20 protein-coding genes are annotated in these 20,361 nt (G+C 42.9%); 5 read left to right on the top strand and 15 right to left on the bottom strand.

Annotation, left to right across the window (positions count from 1 at the left end):
- Positions 1-385: 385 nt before the first annotated feature.
- From AC5ELV_RS09060 to AC5ELV_RS09045, 4 genes are all read right to left on the bottom strand, one after another.
- The gene (locus AC5ELV_RS09060) at positions 386-1,033 is read right to left on the bottom strand and encodes a hypothetical protein (RefSeq protein ID WP_493429913.1); all 648 of its coding nucleotides are present in this window, start codon (positions 1,031-1,033) and stop codon (positions 386-388) included.
- Between the two features lie 33 nt (positions 1,034-1,066).
- Positions 1,067-1,999 (bottom strand): ParA family protein, encoded by a 933-nt coding sequence (locus AC5ELV_RS09055; RefSeq protein WP_493429912.1) that lies wholly within the window; start codon positions 1,997-1,999, stop codon positions 1,067-1,069.
- Between the two features lie 210 nt (positions 2,000-2,209).
- Positions 2,210-2,641, bottom strand: coding sequence for a hypothetical protein (locus AC5ELV_RS09050; RefSeq protein WP_493429911.1), 432 nt, complete (start codon positions 2,639-2,641; stop codon positions 2,210-2,212).
- A complete protein-coding gene (locus tag AC5ELV_RS09045; protein WP_493429910.1) occupies positions 2,641-4,488 on the bottom strand; it encodes a DEAD/DEAH box helicase in 1,848 nt (615 codons plus the stop codon). The genes AC5ELV_RS09050 and AC5ELV_RS09045 overlap by 1 nt, the downstream gene beginning before the upstream one ends.
- A gap of 708 nt (positions 4,489-5,196) precedes the next feature.
- On the opposite strand from AC5ELV_RS09045, the gene AC5ELV_RS09040 reads away from it, so the two are divergent.
- Positions 5,197-6,579 (top strand): hypothetical protein, encoded by a 1,383-nt coding sequence (locus AC5ELV_RS09040; protein ID WP_493429909.1) that lies wholly within the window; start codon positions 5,197-5,199, stop codon positions 6,577-6,579.
- A gap of 45 nt (positions 6,580-6,624) precedes the next feature.
- Here AC5ELV_RS09040 and rlmH read toward each other — a convergent pair whose 3' ends face one another.
- The gene (gene rlmH / locus AC5ELV_RS09035; RefSeq protein ID WP_013312768.1) at positions 6,625-7,104 is read right to left on the bottom strand and encodes a 23S rRNA (pseudouridine(1915)-N(3))-methyltransferase RlmH; all 480 of its coding nucleotides are present in this window, start codon (positions 7,102-7,104) and stop codon (positions 6,625-6,627) included.
- Positions 7,105-7,265: 161 nt separating this feature from the next.
- Positions 7,266-8,117: a DNA-binding protein gene (locus tag AC5ELV_RS09030; RefSeq protein WP_493429908.1), complete on the bottom strand. Its 852-nt coding sequence runs from the start codon at positions 8,115-8,117 to the stop codon at positions 7,266-7,268.
- Between the two features lie 165 nt (positions 8,118-8,282).
- On the opposite strand from AC5ELV_RS09030, the gene AC5ELV_RS09025 reads away from it, so the two are divergent.
- Positions 8,283-8,627, top strand: a complete 345-nt coding sequence (locus AC5ELV_RS09025) for a helix-turn-helix domain-containing protein (protein ID WP_069012356.1) — start codon at positions 8,283-8,285, stop codon at positions 8,625-8,627.
- Between the two features lie 62 nt (positions 8,628-8,689).
- Complete coding sequence (locus tag AC5ELV_RS09020; RefSeq protein WP_493429907.1) at positions 8,690-9,034, top strand: helix-turn-helix domain-containing protein; 345 nt, start codon at positions 8,690-8,692, stop codon at positions 9,032-9,034.
- Positions 9,035-9,116: 82 nt separating this feature from the next.
- Here the strand turns inward: AC5ELV_RS09020 and AC5ELV_RS09015 are convergent, their stop codons facing one another.
- The 4 genes from AC5ELV_RS09015 to AC5ELV_RS09000 all read right to left on the bottom strand — a co-directional run bounded on the left by AC5ELV_RS09015 (position 9,117) and on the right by AC5ELV_RS09000 (position 11,719).
- Entirely contained in the window at positions 9,117-9,605 is a 489-nt protein-coding gene (locus tag AC5ELV_RS09015) for a DinB family protein (RefSeq protein WP_493429906.1), read from the bottom strand.
- Positions 9,606-9,633: 28 nt separating this feature from the next.
- Positions 9,634-10,569, bottom strand: a complete 936-nt coding sequence (locus tag AC5ELV_RS09010) for an AraC family transcriptional regulator (protein ID WP_493429905.1) — start codon at positions 10,567-10,569, stop codon at positions 9,634-9,636.
- 112 nt (positions 10,570-10,681) lie between these two features.
- A complete protein-coding gene (locus AC5ELV_RS09005; protein ID WP_013373879.1) occupies positions 10,682-10,849 on the bottom strand; it encodes a CxxH/CxxC protein in 168 nt (55 codons plus the stop codon).
- 105 nt (positions 10,850-10,954) lie between these two features.
- A complete protein-coding gene (locus AC5ELV_RS09000) occupies positions 10,955-11,719 on the bottom strand; it encodes a class I SAM-dependent methyltransferase (RefSeq protein ID WP_493429904.1) in 765 nt (254 codons plus the stop codon).
- 214 nt (positions 11,720-11,933) lie between these two features.
- On the opposite strand from AC5ELV_RS09000, the gene AC5ELV_RS08995 reads away from it, so the two are divergent.
- Positions 11,934-13,655: a cellulase family glycosylhydrolase gene (locus AC5ELV_RS08995; protein WP_493429903.1), complete on the top strand. Its 1,722-nt coding sequence runs from the start codon at positions 11,934-11,936 to the stop codon at positions 13,653-13,655.
- A gap of 84 nt (positions 13,656-13,739) precedes the next feature.
- On the opposite strand, the gene AC5ELV_RS08990 is transcribed toward AC5ELV_RS08995, so the two are convergent.
- Positions 13,740-14,975, bottom strand: a complete 1,236-nt coding sequence (locus tag AC5ELV_RS08990; RefSeq protein WP_493429902.1) for a S1C family serine protease — start codon at positions 14,973-14,975, stop codon at positions 13,740-13,742.
- Between the two features lie 503 nt (positions 14,976-15,478).
- Here AC5ELV_RS08990 and AC5ELV_RS08985 point away from each other — a divergent pair.
- Positions 15,479-15,685, top strand: coding sequence for a hypothetical protein (locus AC5ELV_RS08985; RefSeq protein ID WP_025723164.1), 207 nt, complete (start codon positions 15,479-15,481; stop codon positions 15,683-15,685).
- Here the strand turns inward: AC5ELV_RS08985 and AC5ELV_RS08980 are convergent.
- The 4 genes from AC5ELV_RS08980 to walK are packed head-to-tail and all read right to left on the bottom strand — an operon-like array spanning position 15,654 to position 20,341.
- Positions 15,654-16,460, bottom strand: a complete 807-nt coding sequence (locus AC5ELV_RS08980) for an MBL fold metallo-hydrolase (protein ID WP_023991120.1) — start codon at positions 16,458-16,460, stop codon at positions 15,654-15,656. The genes AC5ELV_RS08985 and AC5ELV_RS08980 overlap by 32 nt on opposite strands.
- A 6-nt stretch (positions 16,461-16,466) precedes the next feature.
- On the bottom strand, positions 16,467-17,231 hold the full coding sequence (yycI, locus tag AC5ELV_RS08975; protein ID WP_028540969.1) for a two-component system regulatory protein YycI: 765 nt from the start codon (positions 17,229-17,231) through the stop codon (positions 16,467-16,469).
- 18 nt (positions 17,232-17,249) lie between these two features.
- Positions 17,250-18,590, bottom strand: coding sequence for a YycH family regulatory protein (locus AC5ELV_RS08970; RefSeq protein ID WP_493429901.1), 1,341 nt, complete (start codon positions 18,588-18,590; stop codon positions 17,250-17,252).
- Positions 18,587-20,341: a cell wall metabolism sensor histidine kinase WalK gene (gene walK / locus AC5ELV_RS08965; RefSeq protein ID WP_493430398.1), complete on the bottom strand. Its 1,755-nt coding sequence runs from the start codon at positions 20,339-20,341 to the stop codon at positions 18,587-18,589. Before walK ends, AC5ELV_RS08970 begins: the two co-directional genes overlap by 4 nt.
- Positions 20,342-20,361: the final 20 nt, after the last annotated feature.

The following is a 20,361-nucleotide window of genomic DNA, read 5'->3' as shown; positions in this document are numbered from 1 at the left end:
AAGAAAATCAATTAAATCTGATTGCGACTAAAATCATATTCTTGGTCATCTTCGTATTTATGTTGTAGGAAAACCTCTTGTCCGTAACTATCATTTTCTAATGCCAATAAATATGTGTGTCCATGGATATCTGTTTCAAAAGGTTCCTTTTCCTAAAGTTTGATTCGTTGTGTTATTTTCAATATATTTCTTGAATTAATAAAATATCACAACCAACCGAGGCCTTCAACGTAAACGTCGGAGAAGCGTCAAGGACATTGATTGTTCTTTGACGTTTCAATTAGCGGTGATTTTCTTTTCGCCCTACTTGTGATACGGTTCACCTCATTGGTTGCTTCGGCAACGAAAAAAAGCTGCCGGTACAGTACCACAGCTTTTCCTTAGCTTAATCTTCTTTTTTAGGATCTAAACCTTTATTATTCCTTATTGCAAGTGACCTCAATTTAGCCACTACAACTGCATCAACTATTTTTTTAATGATTGCATCATTATTCAGATCTTTCTCTAGGTAAACATTGAGTTGTTTAGCTAATAATATTAAATTGTTTTTTGCTAACAATAAATCATTGCTTTTGAGGAATTCAATGGCACTTTGAGGATCGTTAAATTCCTCTAGCTTGTATGAAATATTTTGAATAATTGTATTTGTATCGGCATGATTATTTAGAGTTAGCATAATAAAATCTTTATTTTCTAAAATGTACTGCGCTATTTTCTGCTCAATTGAGCTGACGCTTTCTTTTGACTTTATTTGAATATCGAGATAATTACATAATTCTATATACTTATTTTTAGAACTAAGAATCAGGCTGGACTTTAACTTTGTGACAATTTCTTGTTCATAATTAAGTCTAGATAACTCTGCTATAAGGTCATCAAATTCTTGTTTGACTGTTAATGGAATTTTCTTCTCAGCATACTTTATTGTACCCCTACCATTTAGAATACTTTCCAACTCATTTGATGAAAGTCCCTGTATGAAATTCTGAAACAACCTCATCACTAATATCAGATCGTTTTTTGAATTAGACATTTCAACACCTTCTTCTTAATTTATGATACAAGGTTACAGACCCGTTCTTGTAATCAACTCGGTTACAATTCCTTCAAGTTCATCTCTAACTTCCCGATACGTTCCATTTACATTTCCCTTTAAAACAACGGGTACACCATACTCAGGTGCACTTGAGAAGATTGTTTTATTTTCTCTCATGAAGCTTTCGAATGTAACAGTTCCAGTACGTTGGACTTGAGCCATATAATTCCTTTGGGCACCAATTGGTTCACCATTGTAAATCTGCACCATTGTAAATATAACACCTATTATTTCCGGATTTATAATATTCCATTCCTGTGTATTCGCTTTTGAAACATATTCATTATAGTTATTTTTCAAATTCTCAATGTGTCTGATTAACTGGTCAATACCTAAAGTTGATAAATAATCTGGCTTTGCTGGAACCAAGTAATTATCACTTGCGATAATCGCATTTTGTGTGACAATATTGAAGTTAGGCGGGCAATCTATTATCAATATATCATAACTATTCTCTAGCTCCCTAATCCTTTTCTTCAAACGAGACAAAAGTCTAAGATAGTTACTTCTAATAGTCCTTTCTGTTGCCCCACCCAATCTTGTTGCAAGCTCTAAGTCCACATTAATAAGTTCAAGATGGGAACTTATTATATCAACCTTCCCAACCGATTTGTAGTTCTCTAGCTGATTTTTTATATTACTAGGACTTACTATTAGAGTACTCAGACTTAAGTCTCTATCATTATCAAGAAACTCATCATACCAATGCTTAATAGTCTTGCCCTGCTCGACTAATTTCTGCCACATTAAGACATCAATAAAGGAGAACGTTAAATTAGCCTGAGGATCTAAATCAATAACTAAAACTCTTTTTCCCCTGAAGGCTAATTCAGCTGCAATGTTAGCAGAAATTGTAGTTTTTCCTACTCCGCCTTTATAATTTATTATCGAAATTGTTCTCAAATTCTCCCTCTCCTTAAAGTTCTTTTGTCTTGGGTATATTTTCCCATATATTAATTTTCTTCAATTAATTAGATTTTCCTGCTTTATCAGATGGTAATACATTAAACAAAGTAAGCAACGCATTCCTTGAGTTTCATTTATTCCTGTGCCATAGCAAATTGGTCACAAAAAAATAGAAGAGAGGCACTAATGCCCTGCCTCTCTCCTATTTTACGCCGTTAAGTTATATAATTTATTCTCAATTTTTGATTTGAGATTATCAGGTAAAGTTGAAATGAAATTCGACATCTGGCTTTCATTATAAACCTCGATTAATAAACCTACTAACTCATCAAGGATTTTTGTTTCAGTAGAACTTCTATCCCACAGTAACTTTGCTTCTCCGCACATTACCTCTTCTATTTTTACCAACGTCTTATCAAGGGTATAGTGATATCTAAGTTTAATTTTTAAAGTTCTTGAAGCTATGTTTTCCAAAAAGGTAAGTTCACCAATAATCATTCCATTTTGTTTCTTATAAGATATCTCATCATACTCATGTAAAAAGATATTATCAATTAAATCGTAGGGTTGCACCCCATCAGTAAGCAATAAATTTATCAATTCATTGATTTTCTTGTTTATCATAGTTGTTATTTCCACTATAGCATCCTCCTCAGCTCTTCAATTATCACACCAAGATACTTCTGTGACTCAAGTAGCGCCTCCGGCTCTCTTTTCTTAACAGGGCCGTATTTTAAATATAATCTTGCATTAATGTATCTTACCAATATTCCATCATTGGTACAATCACTATTTAAGTTATGGATTATCTTATTAAATTTAAAATATAACTCAGTTCCTTTGGGATTAATATCCTTTTCGGAAAGTATTACTTGTACAGCTTCATTAGCATTATTAAATAAGAGCCCTCTGGTTTTTTTCCTTAATAACTCTGGTCTCTTGGATAGTAATAACTCATCAAGCTCCATTTTTTTGGATGTAATTGACTGCTTTCTTAATGCATCTTTCGCTGCGAGTACTTCTTCCTCACTAAACCCTGCATCTCTGAGTTTTTGGATTTTACTCTCCAGTTCTGAATCAATTTGACGTCTCGCTTCTTCAAACATTTCATTGAAATCAAGCCCAGAGAGGTACGATTCTTTATCACTTATAAAATACTCATCTTTTTCAATAGAGGCATATACAATTTCTCGTTTTGTATATTCTCTATCAGATATCTCGTAATCTTTCACAGGAATTTTTTTGCTATTTTCAACTTCCTTAGAGAATACTTCCCACATTAAATTTAGACCTATCTCTTCATGGAATATAACGACTGCATTATTATCTATTGCAAAATCTGTTATTTCATCACTAGGAATAGCTCTTAAAATTCTCCCTACTACTTGTGCAAATGCATTTAAACTCCTGTAAGGCCTAAAAAGAGATAAAACTGTCAAATATTTATGATCGTACCCTTCCATTAGCATGTTTACGGAAACAACCACTTCACATCTATGTTCCTCAATGTCCACAAATGCTTTTTCAAGTTCATCTGGCTTCATCCCACTATGAACGATACAGACTGTACTCCCCTTTTCTTTGTACCAGTATGCAACATCTCTTGCATGTTCAATACTACATGCTACAGCCAGAATCTTATGCGGAACATTAGGAGAAGTATTTTTGATGATTTTAAGTTGATTTATACTTTCATCTATAACATCCATTGAACATTCTTTGGAAAGCGCGATGGATTTCTCAATCCACTCTTTTTCCTTTTTAGCAAGAACTTCATCTTTACTATATTTTTTAGGGTCACCAGGAATAGAAAAATATAAATTGTCGTTGTTAATGGTTGCTTTCCTAAGCCATTTTACATATTTCAATGCCATAACTTCAGATAAAGATGTATTGTGAATCTCCTCGCCTGGCAATTCTTGATGATCACCTCTATAAGGAGTCCCTGTTACGTGCAATTTCTTAGCTTCTGAAAAATACCGTAAGGCTTCAACCCATGTATTTGCTACAGAGTGGTGAGCCTCATCTACAATAATTAAATCAAAAAAATTTCGTGGTACTTTACTTAATAAAGAATTTGGGCTATTAATATTTAATTTGTGGACATTCGTAATAACAAAATTACATTTCTCTAAGCTAGACATTAACATGTCAGTTTCATATTCCTCCACCACTGGCATATCCTCAGGGGAGAATATTACATCCTGATTCAGCCAGAAATTATCCTCTAATGGATGCAATGTCTTAACCACACTCTTTTTTGTCACCAGACCTGGAGTTATTACCAGGACTCTCTTAGACGAAACCCCATAAGGTGCAATTGATATTAAACCACTCTTACCTGTACCAGTAGGTAAAACTACCAATGCTTCGCCTGTCGGGTTACTTTCAAAATATTCCTTAATCTTAATATAAGCTTCAATTTGTGGTTCTCTAAGCTTTTTGTTATCAATAATATTAGGAACAGTCTCTATGAAGTAAGTCAATATGCGCACTCCCTTTGGGGCATTTTGTATAATATGGATTCGACATCAATCATTGAGTTCCTTCTTTAGTCCTAAATTTATCTGCGTTGCCGTTACTTATGATACGGTTCACTGTATCTATTGATAGGATAAACTCGGATGATTCAGATACTTCCTTACAATAACATATGACTACGCGAATTCATTAACGTGCGTATCTACTTCGTGTGTCTTAGGGCATGATGATGTGATATATCGATATCATCGCAAAATCCTCCGGGTTTTCTGAGGAAGAAATGAAACAATCTTGAATTTATACAATAGTTGTAAATCCTGTGATGAAATAATCGGTATGCTTAAAGAATAAATAAACTAGCTGTCTCAAATACTATGAAAATGTTGCCGATAATCGAAATATGGTTATCGGCAACATTTTCATATAAAACTAATGACAATCAACAGGAGGGAATTATTATTTTTAAGTGGTTGCATGAAAAAATATTATCATTTAATGGATTTTTTGCTTTTAATTCCATGAATATTATGTTAGTTGTATTGACTCATAAATACCCGATTTTCACTCTGCTTATGATAATATCTACAAGCTACTCAATATATGCTGCGTTTATATTGAGTTGGAGAGTTTTCAAGTCGATAAAGGGATTGAAAGACCTACAGTATTTTTATATTAACTCTTACTTTAATGATTTGCTTCACAGGAAGAGTATTATGCATAATGCCATTAAATTGTTGATCGGGTGTTTTTTATTAGTGTCCACATTATTAGTTGGGGTAGAAGTGATATTTAATCGTCCATCCATACTCAACAATAATGATGTTACGCTACCATTTCTCTTCTTGGTTGCATTTGCGTTCATACTGATAATTAGGTTAAGCCATTCAAAAGTCAGTCCTGTGTTAATGATATTGGTTTCGACATTCTTTGGTCTAATGATTCTAATAATCTCCTTCATGGTACTGCTATTAATTATTACTTCGCTACTTGCCTTTTCAATGAAGTTTCTTGAAACAGGAACCCCGCCTTCGTTTACTAGTGTGGAATTTCAGGGCTTTATTGATAATTTAATTCACGTAGGAGTAGGCTTTATTTTCATTGCGTCGGATAGATCATATTTTTTATCGAACTTGCTCGTCTCAATTTTTATTCAGGTACTTATTATCGGTATTACACCGCCATATTTTTTTAAACGATCAAAAAATGCATTTACTTTCGTGAATTACATTTTTAATGCGTTGATACTATTACTATTATTTGTATCACAAGATGTATCAAACAGCATTAATACATTTGTTATAGGATTTGATGCAAAAGGTTTTGAAGAATTTCTCAATCTAACAAATAGCAATACGTTTAAAGAGTTGTTTGATAAGTTTATTAACGTGACTCTGATGCCATATATCATAGGTTCATTTATAGGATTACTTCTACTGGATCGCAAAGAAGAAGCCTTACAGAAAAAAGCCAGAAACAGTTATTTAACTGCTTTGCATCTTCATAATATTGAAGACGTAGAAGATGTTGTTATCCTTCTAAAAAAATCCGTATACTATGGTGGAGAAAGCTACGAGTTACTTATCAGAAGTAATAATGATTTTATTGCGTACAACAACTCATTGTTAACTGATGAATCCGTTAGTACTTCGTGGGGGCATCGCGTGACTAAATTTATTGGCACCGCTTTTAATCGGTTTCTTTCTGCATTGCAGATAATTATCTATTTCTCAAAATCGATTCCATCAAGAATTTCAAAATTACCGATTGTGCTACGGCAGTTTGCTGATAATTACAACTTGCGAACCCAAATGATTATTCTAAGTATTGCTTTTAGCGGGTTCGCTGTGTTTGCACTGCTGGACTTTATTTCAATAAATCGTGAAATTAATACAATGTTTAGATTACTGAAAATATTATTTAACTCACTATCAATAGCCTTTCCCACACTGTTTTTAATTGCTACTGCTAGCTATTTATATTATCGCAAAAGACTTCATATAGCAGTATTCTACTTTATCGCTAGTGTGTTTTTAATAACGGTTCTTACTTTTGACTATTTCCTAATAAAAATACTCATAGGGAGTCTCAAACTATAATTTATATTCACCGTATCTATCGATAGGCACAAATTTGCGTTGCCGTTACTTATGGTACGGTTCCCCACGATTAATCTTCACCGCCCGATAAATCTGTTCTACCAGCACCAATCGCATCAGCTGATGTGGCAAGGTCATCCTTCCGAAGCTCAGCTTCTGCTGGGCGCGGCGAAGGACTTCGTCAGAGAGACCATGACTGCCGCCAATGACGAAGACAACATGACTTGTACCATAGGTGCCGAGTTTGTCCAATTCCTCTGCGAGTTCTTCCGAGCTCCACAGTTTGCCGTCGATGGCAAGCACAATGACATGTGCTTCACTTTTCACATGAGCAAGGATGCGCTCGCCCTCTCGCTCCTTGACCTGTCGGACTTCCGCCTCGCTCAGTGTGTCTGGAGCCTTTTCATCGGCTACTTCGATCATTTGGAACTTGATGTATGGCCCTAGCCGTTTGGCATATTCCTGAATGCCCATGACCAAATACTTCTCTTTTAACTTGCCAACACCTATAAGTTGAATAAACAAATTCCATACCCCTATCTATGTCGAATGATAATGTAAAATCGCATTTACGATCCCTAACATGAAAAAATACCTTTAACATAGTTATTTTAGCACCTGCAACGTCTCTTACCTATCTATTTCCTCTCCACTACGAGCCTATTCCCTGTTCAGATTATAGCGGATCATTCATTTACGCCCTCTACAATGAAATGCCTATCCATTTCATATTCATCAACACACTGCATTAGCATCTGTCGATATTGGCTGATTTGTTCCGCTGTCGCTGACTCCCGTAATGATTCGAACAATGCCGTACATCTCTTGAAATTACGATCATTACCCGACTGATCAGCTAGTTGCATCGCCCGCAAAGTAAGTCCCACTGCATCCTGTAATCTGCCACACTTCCGATAGTACAAAGCCAAATGATAGCAATAGCTATAATAGTAAGATACGTTCTCTGCGTCTTCATAACTCCCGAATTCATCAATCTGCTCTGCAAACGTATGTAAAATATCTCCTACATCCAAATGATACATAAGCGCTGCCTGTAATATGGTATTCAGCCCCGGTAATATTTCCTCTAGATTATCCTGCAAAAAGGCTACGTATTCCTCGACAAGCTCTATATTTCCAGACAAAATATCTACTGCATATAAATTAGTTTTGGCTAAAAACCTGAATTCCTCCACAACCTGATTGTCTTCCTCCTTTAAATCCTCCATCCACCCCAGCTCAGCATACTTATAGATGCACTCCCTTGCCTGCTCATATGTACCTTGGTTCTGGTGAGCCATTCCACACATCAGGTGACTGAGCCCAAAATAATATACCAACGGACGTTCTAAATTGACATGCGGGATGGGTAATTCCATTGCTTTATGATACTGTCGTTCTTCATAGATACGTTGTACACATTGGTACAAAATATCTGCCGTCTCCATCACCTTTTTCCAATTTCCAAAAGCCACAGCCATCTCTAACATTTCAACAATGATGTCCGGTTTGAGTGATTCCAGGATAGAAGTTCTCAAGAATAGGTCCTCCTTGTTTTTCCATTTACAGCCAATTGTATAGAAAGAGGAAAAGGAGGTCAATATAAAAAGTACTTAAAAGTACAGTTTTATATATATTTATTTTGTACAAGATGGTCTGTAACGATATTCTCTCCTCTTCTAACCTTAAGTGGAGGTGATTACATGAGTTTACCAGAAAGTGTCGGAAACCGAATACGAGAACTAAGAAAAGCTAAAGGATGGACACAGGAACAACTAGCAGAAGCAGCAGGACTTCATTACAGTTATATTGGTGGAGTAGAACGTGGAGATCGAAATATTTCATTGGAGACGTTGGAAAAAATAATTCTAGCATTAAAAGTTCCACCCTTTGAACTTTTTCAATTCGACGAAAATACGGATCGAAAACAGATCATAAATGAGCTTATGTTACTCATAAATTCAAGAGAAACAACAGAGCTCGAAATTCTTACTACTATTACTAAAAACATTGTTGGTTTAGTTGAGTTACAGCAAAAAAAGAATTAAACTCTTCCCTTCTATCTGAATTTTACACTTCATCTTCCATAAGCTTGTTATGAGGTGGTTATATGACAGAATTACGCAAGCAAATGGGTATAAGAATCCGGGCTATTCGAAATGCAAAGGGACTTACACAGCAAAAGCTAGCTGACATCGCAAGCTTGGACTATCGATATATTGGTGCATTAGAGCGTGGCGAAAGAAACTTTTCGATTGATACCTTGGAGAAAGTGTTAACTGCCTTAAACGTGTCTATCAGTGAGTTAATGTTTTCCAAAGAACATATGACTGAAGACGAAACGATTCGGCAAGAGGCGATAGATGAGTTTGTTGCGTTGACCAGCAGATTGAATGAGGAGCAAATCAGCATTCTCAGACGAGTTAATAAAGAAGTTTCGCGCGCGTTCGAGTAAGTCATTCCACTCTAAAAAATCCTTGAATAAAACCAAAAAAGAGCACCGCACAGGTGCCCTCCATAAATCTTCACAAAAGTAATCAAGCGTACAACATAAAAAAGCTCACTTCATGTCCCAGTTGCTTCAGATAATTATAAATCTGCGAACGATGATGGAACACGTGGGTCACGGTCTCAATTTGCCATTGGACCTGCAAATGTCCGTGCTCCATATAGAAGGCCTTCGTCGAACGATTCAGATAATCTTCTTCGCTAAGCGAAAGAATGTAAGCCTTATAAGCCTCGAAGTTTTCCCTGAAAGTCGTAGCCAAGCGCTCGGGATCTTCTACCCCGGACAGGCTATTTTCAATCTCTCCCACTTCACCCTCGGACTTCTCCTGCATAATCGCAAGATCCGAAGCTGGAATAAGTACAAAGTGATGCACTAACTGCAGCAGCGAGCGGAAATTGTCCTGTGGGCGAAAGCTCCAATCCTCTGGGCGTATTTTACGGATCAAGGCTTCCCCCGTCCGTACTCCCGTCTCCAGCTCATTTAGCAGATGATCACGAACTTGCAGCGTTCCACTCATATTCTCATCTCTCCTTTGCCATTCTTATTCATATTTTGAGTATAGCTGAAGCCTCTGGGCGTGTATTGTAAAAATCGGACAACTTCCGTAAATCCTTAGCCGCAGTAAGCGGGGAATCGCCATAAAACCTGCGAAAATCGCGGACCAGATGCGCCTGGTCGAAAAAGCTGTGCTTCAATGCCAGCTCTGTCCAATCCAGACCCCCGCCGCTTTGGATACTGTGCAGAACGCTCTGGAAGCGGACGACTTCACTGAACTTTTTCGGGCTGATCCCAATCCATTGCCCGAATTTGCGGTTAAGCTGTCTTTCACTGATCGCCTCACGCTCCGCAAGCTCCTTCACCCCCACACTCCCACCGCTCATGAAGATGCGATGTAACAGGTTTTTCATCAGGTCACAATCGTTCGTACGTTGGCGCAGCAGAAGCTGGTTAAGATACTCATCCATTATGCGCACCCGTTCATTGAAATTCTGCGCTTCCATAATGCGCTCACCTATGACGGCGATGCTTTCGGGCCAGAGATCTTCCAAGCGATAATTACCGCCTGTAAACAAGTGAGTCGGCATACCGTGAAAATAATGTGCACCACCGGGAAAAAATCGCACCGCAAAAATGCGTGTATCGGACTCTGCTTGTCTGGTAGATACAAACGGTTGCGTAAATGTCCCACAGTACGAGAGTTCCTGACGCTTATTCACCGGATCGTATTCTAATAGAATATCCGTACAGCCGTCAGGTAATACCCGCTCCATGGTTTCTTCCTGCGGCAAGCTTAACAAAACGGTGCCTTCACACGAAGCTGCTAGATTCCCCTCTACTTCCCTATTAGCTGGACCGGACTCCCAATAACAGGCCACGTAAGCTTTCAGTGCAGCAGACGGCTTTTGTTCGATATAATACGTGGAGAGATCACTTCCATTGACTTGAAGCGGACGAAACAGTGAATGCAGCAAAGGGTCCATCCATCGTTCACTCCTGTCTCAGTAGTGATGGGAATAAATATAGCTCTATGTATGTAATAAATCCTGATATACAAAAAGGACGTTTCTGCCCGAAACGCCCGTGCTTGTTTTTTTAGACGACCAAAAACTCTGCTTTCTTCTCACATTCCTTGCACTTCACTGGAGGGTCCCAATCCGAAAATTTCGTTTCCTTGAGATCGACGACATCCGGTGCATCCTCGTATTCATCGACGAACATATCAATTGCCAGTTCCACATGCTCTTTACATACCACGTACATTCCAGTTGCATCCCTTTCCGTTTGAAGCTCTTCCTGTTGTAAGTGTGTCAAAACTGCCTTCTTTTGTTCTACCACACTTGACGCGGAAAGGAAAGGGCTTGCCCACTATCCCTGACGTTTGGTCTTAAAAATGAGGAAATTACTGACGTTCAGGTCTTCACGGAAATGGGGATATTTCTCCAGCATGTCAGCAGACGGCTTCGGTTCGATCATCCCATCCAACAACAAACCCGCCTCAACAATGGTCTGTACATAGCTGCCCAGCGTACGGTGAAAATACAAAAGCTTTTCCTCCTGATCATAAGGAATCGCTTGCTCCAGGGGGCCTTCGTTGAAATATTGATCCACTTTCCAATACAGCTTTTTCCCTGTCTCGTCCTTCACCCATCCACTCTGCGGCGTCAGAAAGCACGGATGCAGAATAGAAAAAATAAAGCGGCCTCCTGAAACTAATAACCGCCGCATTTCGACAATCGCCTGCTCATAATGAGCCAAGTCCTGTATGACCATATTGGACACGATCAGATCAAAGCTCTGGTCCCCGAACATCTCCAGCTTCTCCAGATTGCCATGGTGATATGTAATTCCCAACGTTGACGGCGTTCGCTCTTTGGCTAGCCTCAGCATCTCTGTCGAGTAATCGACAGCCTCTACCAAAGCACCCGCCTTGGCCATTTTCCGGCCTAGATAACCTTCGCCACAGCCGGCATCCAGCACTTTTTTGCCCTCAAGGGGCCCCATACAGGCTTGCAATGCCGGATTCAGCAGGACTTCGCGAGACCGATCCCCTTCCTCAGTGTATTTGGCCGTAAAGTTTTCTGCATGCATATCCCAGCGTCGAATGGCCTCTTCCGTGTCCCACTTATTCATATTCATCTCCTTCTTTCTTTTGTATTAGAGGATGTTGTAGGGTCATAGATTCTACACTCATTTCTGTATTTTTTCAATAATTACGCTTACAAATTTAAAATATCTAATAAACACATGATTTTTACATGAATTATACAGGTATTCCATATTCAAATAGTATGGTAGTGTTTTATTAGAAAGCGCTTTCAAAAATAACTTTGTAAAGGGGCCTGTTATGTTAAAACGAAGACCCGTTTCATTGCTGTCGTTGACGCTTGCCATCACTCTATTGTTATCTACGTTCGCATCCGTCGCCGCTGCTGCCGAATCTGACGGACAAGCACCGCAAACTGCGGCTGCGAGCAGCATGCAATCGTATGTAGAAGCCATGCAGCCTGGATGGAATTTAGGAAATTCTCTGGATGCTGTCGGGGCGGATGAGACAGCCTGGGGCAATCCGCGTATTACTCAGGCGTTGATTCAGCAAATTGCTGCCCAAGGGTACAAAAGCATACGCATCCCGGTCACCTGGGATAAACACATTGGAGCAGCACCGAACTATACCGTTGAGTCTGCCTACATGAACCGTGTGGAAGAGGTTGTTCGCTGGGCACTAGATGCCAATCTGTACGTCATGATCAATGTCCATCATGATTCATGGACGTGGGTAAGCAGTATGGAGCCCAAACATGATGAGGTGCTGGCTCGCTATAACGCACTATGGAAACAAATTGCCCCGCGCTTTAAAGACCAGCCTAACAAGCTGATGTTCGAAAGTATTAACGAACCCCGTTTCTCCGAAGGAGGGACTACGGATGAAGCGAAAATGAATCAGATGCTCCAAGAACTGAATGTATCCTTCCACAAAATTGTCCGCGCCTCTGGCGGTAAAAATGCCACTCGTCCTCTTGTTCTGCCTGGCTTGGACACCGCACCTGCTCAGGCCAAAATCAACGAGCTGTATAACACGATAACCAAGCTGAACGATCCCAATCTGATTGCCACCGTCCACTATTATGGTTATTGGCCCTTCAGTGTAAATATTGCGGGCCATACTACTTTTGATAAAGATACTAAAAACGATATCATCCAAACCTTTGATAACGTCTATAACACCTTTGTAGCCAAAGGTATTCCGGTTATTGTAGGTGAATTCGGTCTACTCGGCTTCGATAAACATACAGGCGTTATTGAACAGGGCGAAAAGCTAAAATTCTTCGAGTTCCTGACCTACTACATGAAGGAGAAGAAAATAACAGGCATACTCTGGGATAACGGCCAGCATTTTAACCGCACAACGTACAAATGGTCTGATCCCGAACTCTTTAACGTCATCCGAGCCAGCCTAAAAGGGCGTTCCTCCAATGCAGACCGTGACCTCATTCACTTGAAGAAAGGCACCTCAGCTCAGGACACCAAGGTCACCTTAAACCTGAACGGCAATCAGCTGAAAACACTCAGTGTGGGCAGCAAGCAACTAAAGCAAGGCACCGACTACACGCTGAACGGAGACACATTAACCTTCAAGGCCAGCCTGCTTACCAGCCTGACTACTTCCGGTAAATATGGCGAGAATGCCGTCATTACCGCCAAATTTAATAAGGGAGCAGACTGGAATTTCAAAGTAGTCGTGTATGATACTCCAAAATTAAGTCCTGTCGAAGGGACTACACAAGCCTTTACCATTCCAACGGACTTCCGTGGTAGCCAGCTTGCCACGATGGAAGCTGTTTATACGAATGGTGGCAATGCGGGTCCACAGGATTGGACACCTTATAAAGAATTTGGCAATACCTTTGCCCCTGCCTATGATGCCAATGGCATCAAGCTACTTCCTGAATTTTTTAATAGTGTAAAAGATGGTGACGTCACGCTGAAGTTCCATTTTTGGAGTGGCGATGTGGTGACATACAAAATCACCAAGAGCGGAACCCGTGTGACGGGAACGACATCTTAATCTAAGGCGCAGCAGAAGATCGAAAAAGGCGTTCCCGGAACTAAGCCGGTGAACGCCTTTTTATAGTTAAGCCTATAAGTTACCTTAGCCTTCCGGCTTATCTGTTAATTTTAACATCACCGATTCTTCCTTGCCAGCCCGGTAATAAGTAACTTTCAGCTCATCGCCAATCTTCTTGGTATCGTACAAGTAGCGACGTAAATCAAGCGTTGAGTTAATCGGTTCGCTATCAAACGCTGTAATGACATCGTTCAGCTTCAAGCCAGCCTCCTTGGCAGGACCGTGGGCTTCCAGAACGACTGCCCCATTCTTCACGCTGTCCGGCAACTTGAGCTCCTTGCGCTGAGTTTCATCCAGCGGTGCATATTCATTATTGAGATCGACCGTGTATACCCCTAGATAAGGGCGGGTGATTTTGCCGTCCTCAACCAGTTCATTCACCGTCTTCATCACCTCATTGGCGGGAATGGCGAAGCCAAGTCCCTCAACACCTGTATCAGCGATTTTCATTGTGTTGATGCCAATCACACGTCCGTCGAGATCGACCAGCGCGCCGCCACTGTTTCCCTCATTAATCGCCGCATCAGTCTGGATGACATGCTGCTCCCAGTCATACACGCCATCCTGGTTAATGGAAATCGGAATGATGCGATTCGTATAACTCACAATACCGGAGGTAAGCGTGTCTCCCAGGCCGAGCGGATTGCCAATAGCAATGACCGTCTCACCCAGACGAAGTTTGCTGGAGTCGCCGATATCCGCTACCGTGCTAATGCCTTTATCGTCAACTGCGAGTACAGCGATATCACTAATGCGATCCTTGCCGATCAGCTTTGCCTCTTTTCTGACACCGTCTACCGTTACAATATCCAGATCATCCGATCCTTCGACCACATGGTTATTCGTCATAATGAAGGCTTTGCCCGAACTCACTCGGAAAATGACACCCGATCCAAGCGCGGATTGTTCCGTGCTTTTACCATCTTCCTCTTTCAGATTCACGATGCTGACGACGGCTGGGCGCACCTTGGCTGCCGCCTGTACAATCCGGTCATACGGATCACCCGCTGCTTGCCGCAAGGGATAGTGACTGGCTCCCGTTATCGCCGTAGTGGAGGGCAGGCCTGTAATAAAGCTGAACAGAAGCACAGCAACCACTGCACTGACTGCACCGCTAATGACAGCAGCTTGCACCGGACTTACTCCACGCTTCCTGTGTGGCCAACGTCCACGTCCTCCACGGCGCGCCTTAAATGCCATTTTTTTAGCCGCACGTGTGGATACCTTTGTTGAATAAAAATCGTCCTCAAACAAGCCCATGCTAATCCTCTCCCCTTCGTTGTCATGCACCGACACTCACTAAAAAATTAGGGCTATTCGGGCTTGCGCCAACCTATGCTACAGAGAACCTGCTCCGTTGAACATCTCAAATGGATTGAATATCCCTTATCATCGGAATCCAGCAACCAAGCGTTCCGGCCTACTTATTAATCACCACAAATGGTGCCTTCCTAAGCAACCGAATCTCATAAATTAGCATACACGCCGAATCTGACCCCGAATAGAGGAAAAAAGAGGAATGATTTCCAAACCAATGGACTACAATAGTAACAAGTCTTCTATTCTATTACAAAATGATCGTCTCATAGAGACGTTCTGGCCTGTTCCCGTCCGCTTAAAGCTGCCTATACTTTCGATGAGAGCCTTCCTTCAGAAAGCTTTCCGTTGTTAGCTTTATTGTATCACAGCACCCAGCAAAACCACAGGCAGAACCAAGCTCATTGCACGCCATTTCTAAAATATTTTTACAGGAGGAATATATGATGAATTCACATCGTTCGGCTATGGATGAAGTTCGCATGGCTGCCAAGCTTGCGGATTTGAAAGACGAGCATTACCGCAATACACTGGCGCTAAGTACATTGATTGAACTACTGGTGGACAAAGGCGTGGTGACCCGTGAAGAGGTAGAACGCAAAGCCGCCGAGCTGGACAGCTTTATGGCTCACTTACCTTATCCCAAGGTGTAGGACGATCATAGTACGTATCGCACAATCGAAATTCACTGTCCTTGTAAAAACAGCCGCGGTCTTCCATCGCCCCACGTACAGTCAGCTTCGCAAGTTCCATCATATTGTGGTCGCGGCTCAAATGTGCCAAATACGTTCGCTTCGTACGGCCCGTCAGCAGCTCGCTAAGAATCGCGCCCGCCATCTCATTGGATAAATGACCGATATCACTGAGAATACGGCGCTTGATGTTCCACGGATAGCGACCCATACGCAGCATTTCCACATCATGATTAGACTCCAGCACCAATACATCCGCGTCTGATATCGCCTGTTTCACTTTGTCACTGACATAGCCAAGATCGGTCGCTACACTGAGCTTCTCTGCCCCATCATAAAAGCTATACCCTACAGGCTCAGCCGCATCATGGGATATGCCAAAAGACTCTACGCGTAATGACTCAAATTCCCGCGTTGCGCCTGTCTCCAATATTCTGCGGTTATCATCTGCAATTTGTCCAACAGCATTGCTGATGGCAAACCACGTCTTCTCGTTAGCATATATAGGTAAATTATATTTACGCGCCATGGCGCCTAGTCCTTTAACATGATCGGAATGCTCATGCGTGACCAAAATACCATCCAACTCTTCTCCGCTCAGATCGCGTTCTTTCAGCAATTCGTCAATACGCTTCGCACTGAGACCTGCATCGATGAGCAATGTCGTGTCTTCGTTCCGCACAACGGTAGCGTTGCCGGTCGAACCGCTCGACAGCACGGTAAATGAAATCCCCATATCTGTTCAAGACCCTTCTGTATGTTCTGTCTTTGGACTAATGACATCTCCGTTCATCTGCACGTAATACACACCTTTCCCGTTGTCCAGCATAAACCGCCACACGGGGGCAGCCACCTGACTATCGGAGTTAAAGGTCTGTCCGTAATAACCGAGTCGGATATCCTTCACAATCGTATCACGCGGCAAATAGCCATCGATCAGCCTTGCCAGTGCTTTGGACGCAGGCAGCATTTTCTTTGCCTCATCGGAAGGCTGGAGATCGACCTTAATTTTGCGATACCCTGTAATCTTCTGATTGCTGTAAAACAGAGCCAGCTTCACATTAAATAGCGGCCACTTGCCCTGAACCAGTGGATGAAGCACAAAAGCATCTGCTTGTCCGGATGCCAACTCCTCCTGAACATCCAGCGGATCATACTGAAAGTTATCGATATCCTTGATTTGTGGCTCTAATGCCTCCACTAGCGCATCATGGGTGAATACCAGTTTGCTATCCACCGGCTTCACCAGCTGTACACGATCATCCTTTTCTCCACTATGAACGTATGTGTAAGAAAGTTTAGGCAGCTGCGGGGTATCACCGGGAATCGGAGCCAGCACCTGAATGCTTTTCTCTTCCATTAAGCGCTGCGTATTTTCATCCAATGAAGTAAAATCCAGATTCGGGCCTGCCGTTTCCTGCGCATCATGCCACAATTGGTAACCCAATACCACATTGAGCAGCAAAAATGTACATATCAATACGTTCTTGGCGCGGCTCCAATCCATTCCCGTTCCCCCTTCCTGTCATTTCTTTGTCTCCCAGTCTGGCTTCGTTTGTGTTGTGTTGGATGCTGTCGTTACAGGAACCGCATGAATTTCTGCAACAGAACCGTCACTGAGCGTAACGCGCCACTCAGGAGCAAGCTTCAATCCATCATTGGTCAGCTCCGGTTGATATACGGGCGTCAGATCTCGAATCGTCTTCCCTTTGCCTACAGTCTCCAGTTGCATCTTCAAGGACTCGCCGCCCGGCAGCATAACCTTCTTCGAGGATTGTTCTCCTCCCTTGAGATACAGCAACGAACGTTCATAGACAGATGCCGTTTCCTGCTGGATTTGCAGCGAAATCGTACCAAAGCGGAACGATGGTGTGTCCAGCACTGGATAAGCACCATAATACTGCTGAAACATCACAGTTGTACGATTTTCATCACTGCTCTTCAATTTCAGCTGATACGAAGCATCCCAACCACCATGCTGATTCACAAAATCAACTGCGGCCAGCACGTCTCTAATCGGACTGCTTCCACTCGCCCCCGGCGCACTGGGATCGGTATAGCTCATCCAACGTTGCTCCTGCTTGATTTGCAGACTACGCTTGCTGTCTGTATAAATTTGGGATCCATCCTTCTCCTGAATATTGCGCGTAATCCCCGGATCGAAGAACAAATTCCGCTGCATTTGCTCCGTCGTAAACAATCCGGCATACACCACAGGCTGCACAGTTTCCAGGTCATTCACGGGAATGTAGTACTGATTATCCACCAGCTCGTACAACGGGGCATTTTTACCGAAATTCACATGCTGCCGAATGTCCTCTACCGTCATGTCGAACTGGTTCGCCTCATACACCACATCGCCTCTAGCACTGAAAAAGAGCGCATGCGGCTTGGCATTCTTTTCGTCTATATAAATCCAAATGCGGTTAATCGTCTCTCCCTGAAACACCGAATCCGGCGTCAGACGCATGACCCGCTCCAGTAATGAAACCGGAACCCCGCCTGAAAAAGATAATTCAATGCCTTCATTTTCGCTGCGAATCTGCGCCCAGTCCGCCGATTGGATACTTCGACGTTGGAAGTTGTTAAAGCTTCGGCTTTCCAGCCGTGTATAAATTAAATCGTAAAAAGTAACACCCGGATAAAAAACGGTATGCTTCTTCTCACCTTGGTGAATGAGCATTTTATCAGGAAACACGAGGTTCTCAATCTTTTTCTCCTGTCCCATGCTCTCGGTTTTGACATAGTTCGTTTCTGAAGTGAGTACAGAATCACTGCCCGGAAGGCGGTAAATCAAAAAATAGGTCTGTACCAGGCTGGAAGCAACCAGCAAAATAAGCGTCCAGGACTTCAAACGTTCCTTCACTGTGCTTCCCTCCCTTCACTCGACATGGGTAGCGTAAAGGTCGTGCAGGTTCCCTGACCGTATTCCGACTCCAGAAAAATCTGGCCCCCATGCGCCTTTACAATTTCCCGGGCAATCGACAGTCCCAGTCCCGTGCCGCCCATATTGCGCGATCTCGCCTTGTCTACACGATAAAACCGTTCAAAAATCCGGTCCAGATCTTTTTTGGGGATACCAATCCCGGTGTCCTGTACCGAAATGGACAGCATTCCCTCACTGTTGCGGCGAGCTTCAATCCGAATACTCCCGCCATCTGGCGTATATTTCAACGCATTGGACATCAGGTTGTCCAGCACCTGCTCAATTTGGTCCCGATCGATCACGACTTTACCGATTCCCTGCTCTACGAACATCCCTGAGCGAATGTGCTTTTGCTTCATTTGAAAAGAAAACCGATCTGCGACCTCGTCCAGCATCTCCATCACATCCGCAGGCTGCATCCGCAAAGGCGCCTCATTGGAATCAAGCCGTGACAGATGCAGCAAATCCGTAACCAACCGGATCATACGCTCTGTCTCGTTGCGGATCACGCCTACAAAACGCTCCGCGAGCTGCGGTTCAGCCATCGCGCCGTCATCCAGCGCCTCAGCATAGCTGCGGATGGTCGTCAACGGAGTGCGCAGCTCATGTGATACATTCGCTACGAATTCCCGCCGTGTCGTCTCCATCTCCTCCTGCTCCGTCACGTCTTGGAGTACGGCAATCGTTCCCGTAATGCCAAATTCCCGCCGATGAATCGGCGTGAATGTCACACGGATAACGATGGGTTCATCCTGACCGGCTGGCTCCAGCTGCAAGAGCGTGGAGGCCGAAGAGCCGCTATACAGGGCCTCGGTTTCCTCCGGGTCGATCCCCAGCAGTACCGCGATATGCCTGCCGGTCATTTCGTTTTCGTTCACGCCCAGCATGGCGCTGGCCCGACGATTGACCAGAATGACCCGGCCATTGTCATCAGTAGCGACCACACCGTCGCTCATGTTGGTCAAGATGGAGGAGAGCTTCTCCTTCTCCTCTTCATTTTGAGATAGTGCCTCACGCAGACGGCCTGTCATATAGTTAAAGGCCACGCTGAGCCTGCCGATCTCATCCTCACCAAATACAGGCATCTGCTGGTCGAATTTGCCCTCGGCAACCTCCGTTGCATGACGTGTCATCACCTTGATCGGGTGCGTAATCGTGTGGGCCAATACCACGCCCAGCACAGCCGTTAGCGCCAGCGCAATGAGCATACCTGAGAGAAACACATTGTTAATGCGTTTCATCGTGTCGTACAATTCGGTCATCGAAGCGGCGATGTACACCGCGCCGACAATCTTGCCTTGGCTGATGACGGGCTTGGCGACGACCTTCTTGCGGACATTATCCTCGTCCACCATGTATTCCTCGTTATCACGGATACCTTGGAGTGCGCGACTGACCACTGTCTGCGTATTTTTGCGTCCGACATAATCAGCGTGTGAACCTTGGGAAGTAATCAACACTTTCCCGCTGGCATCCAGCACCTGAATTTCCGCGCCGCTAAAATCAAATAAATTATTCACGCGTGCGCGCAGGCTTTCCACGCTGTCTTCTTCCATCTTGCCGTCACTGCCACTCAGATCCTGCTCCGCCAGCACGGACAGCATCTCCGCCCGTGCTTGCAAATCCTGCGTAAAATTACTCGTGAGAGAGTTCTTCATCGAGCTGACAAAATAGACTCCGATTAGCTGCATCGCCACTAAAATAAGCAGCA

The organism is Paenibacillus sp. NMA1017, assembly GCF_058895805.1.
The sequence above is the reverse complement of the archived record's forward strand: the minus strand, read 5'-3'. Positions and strand labels throughout refer to the sequence as shown.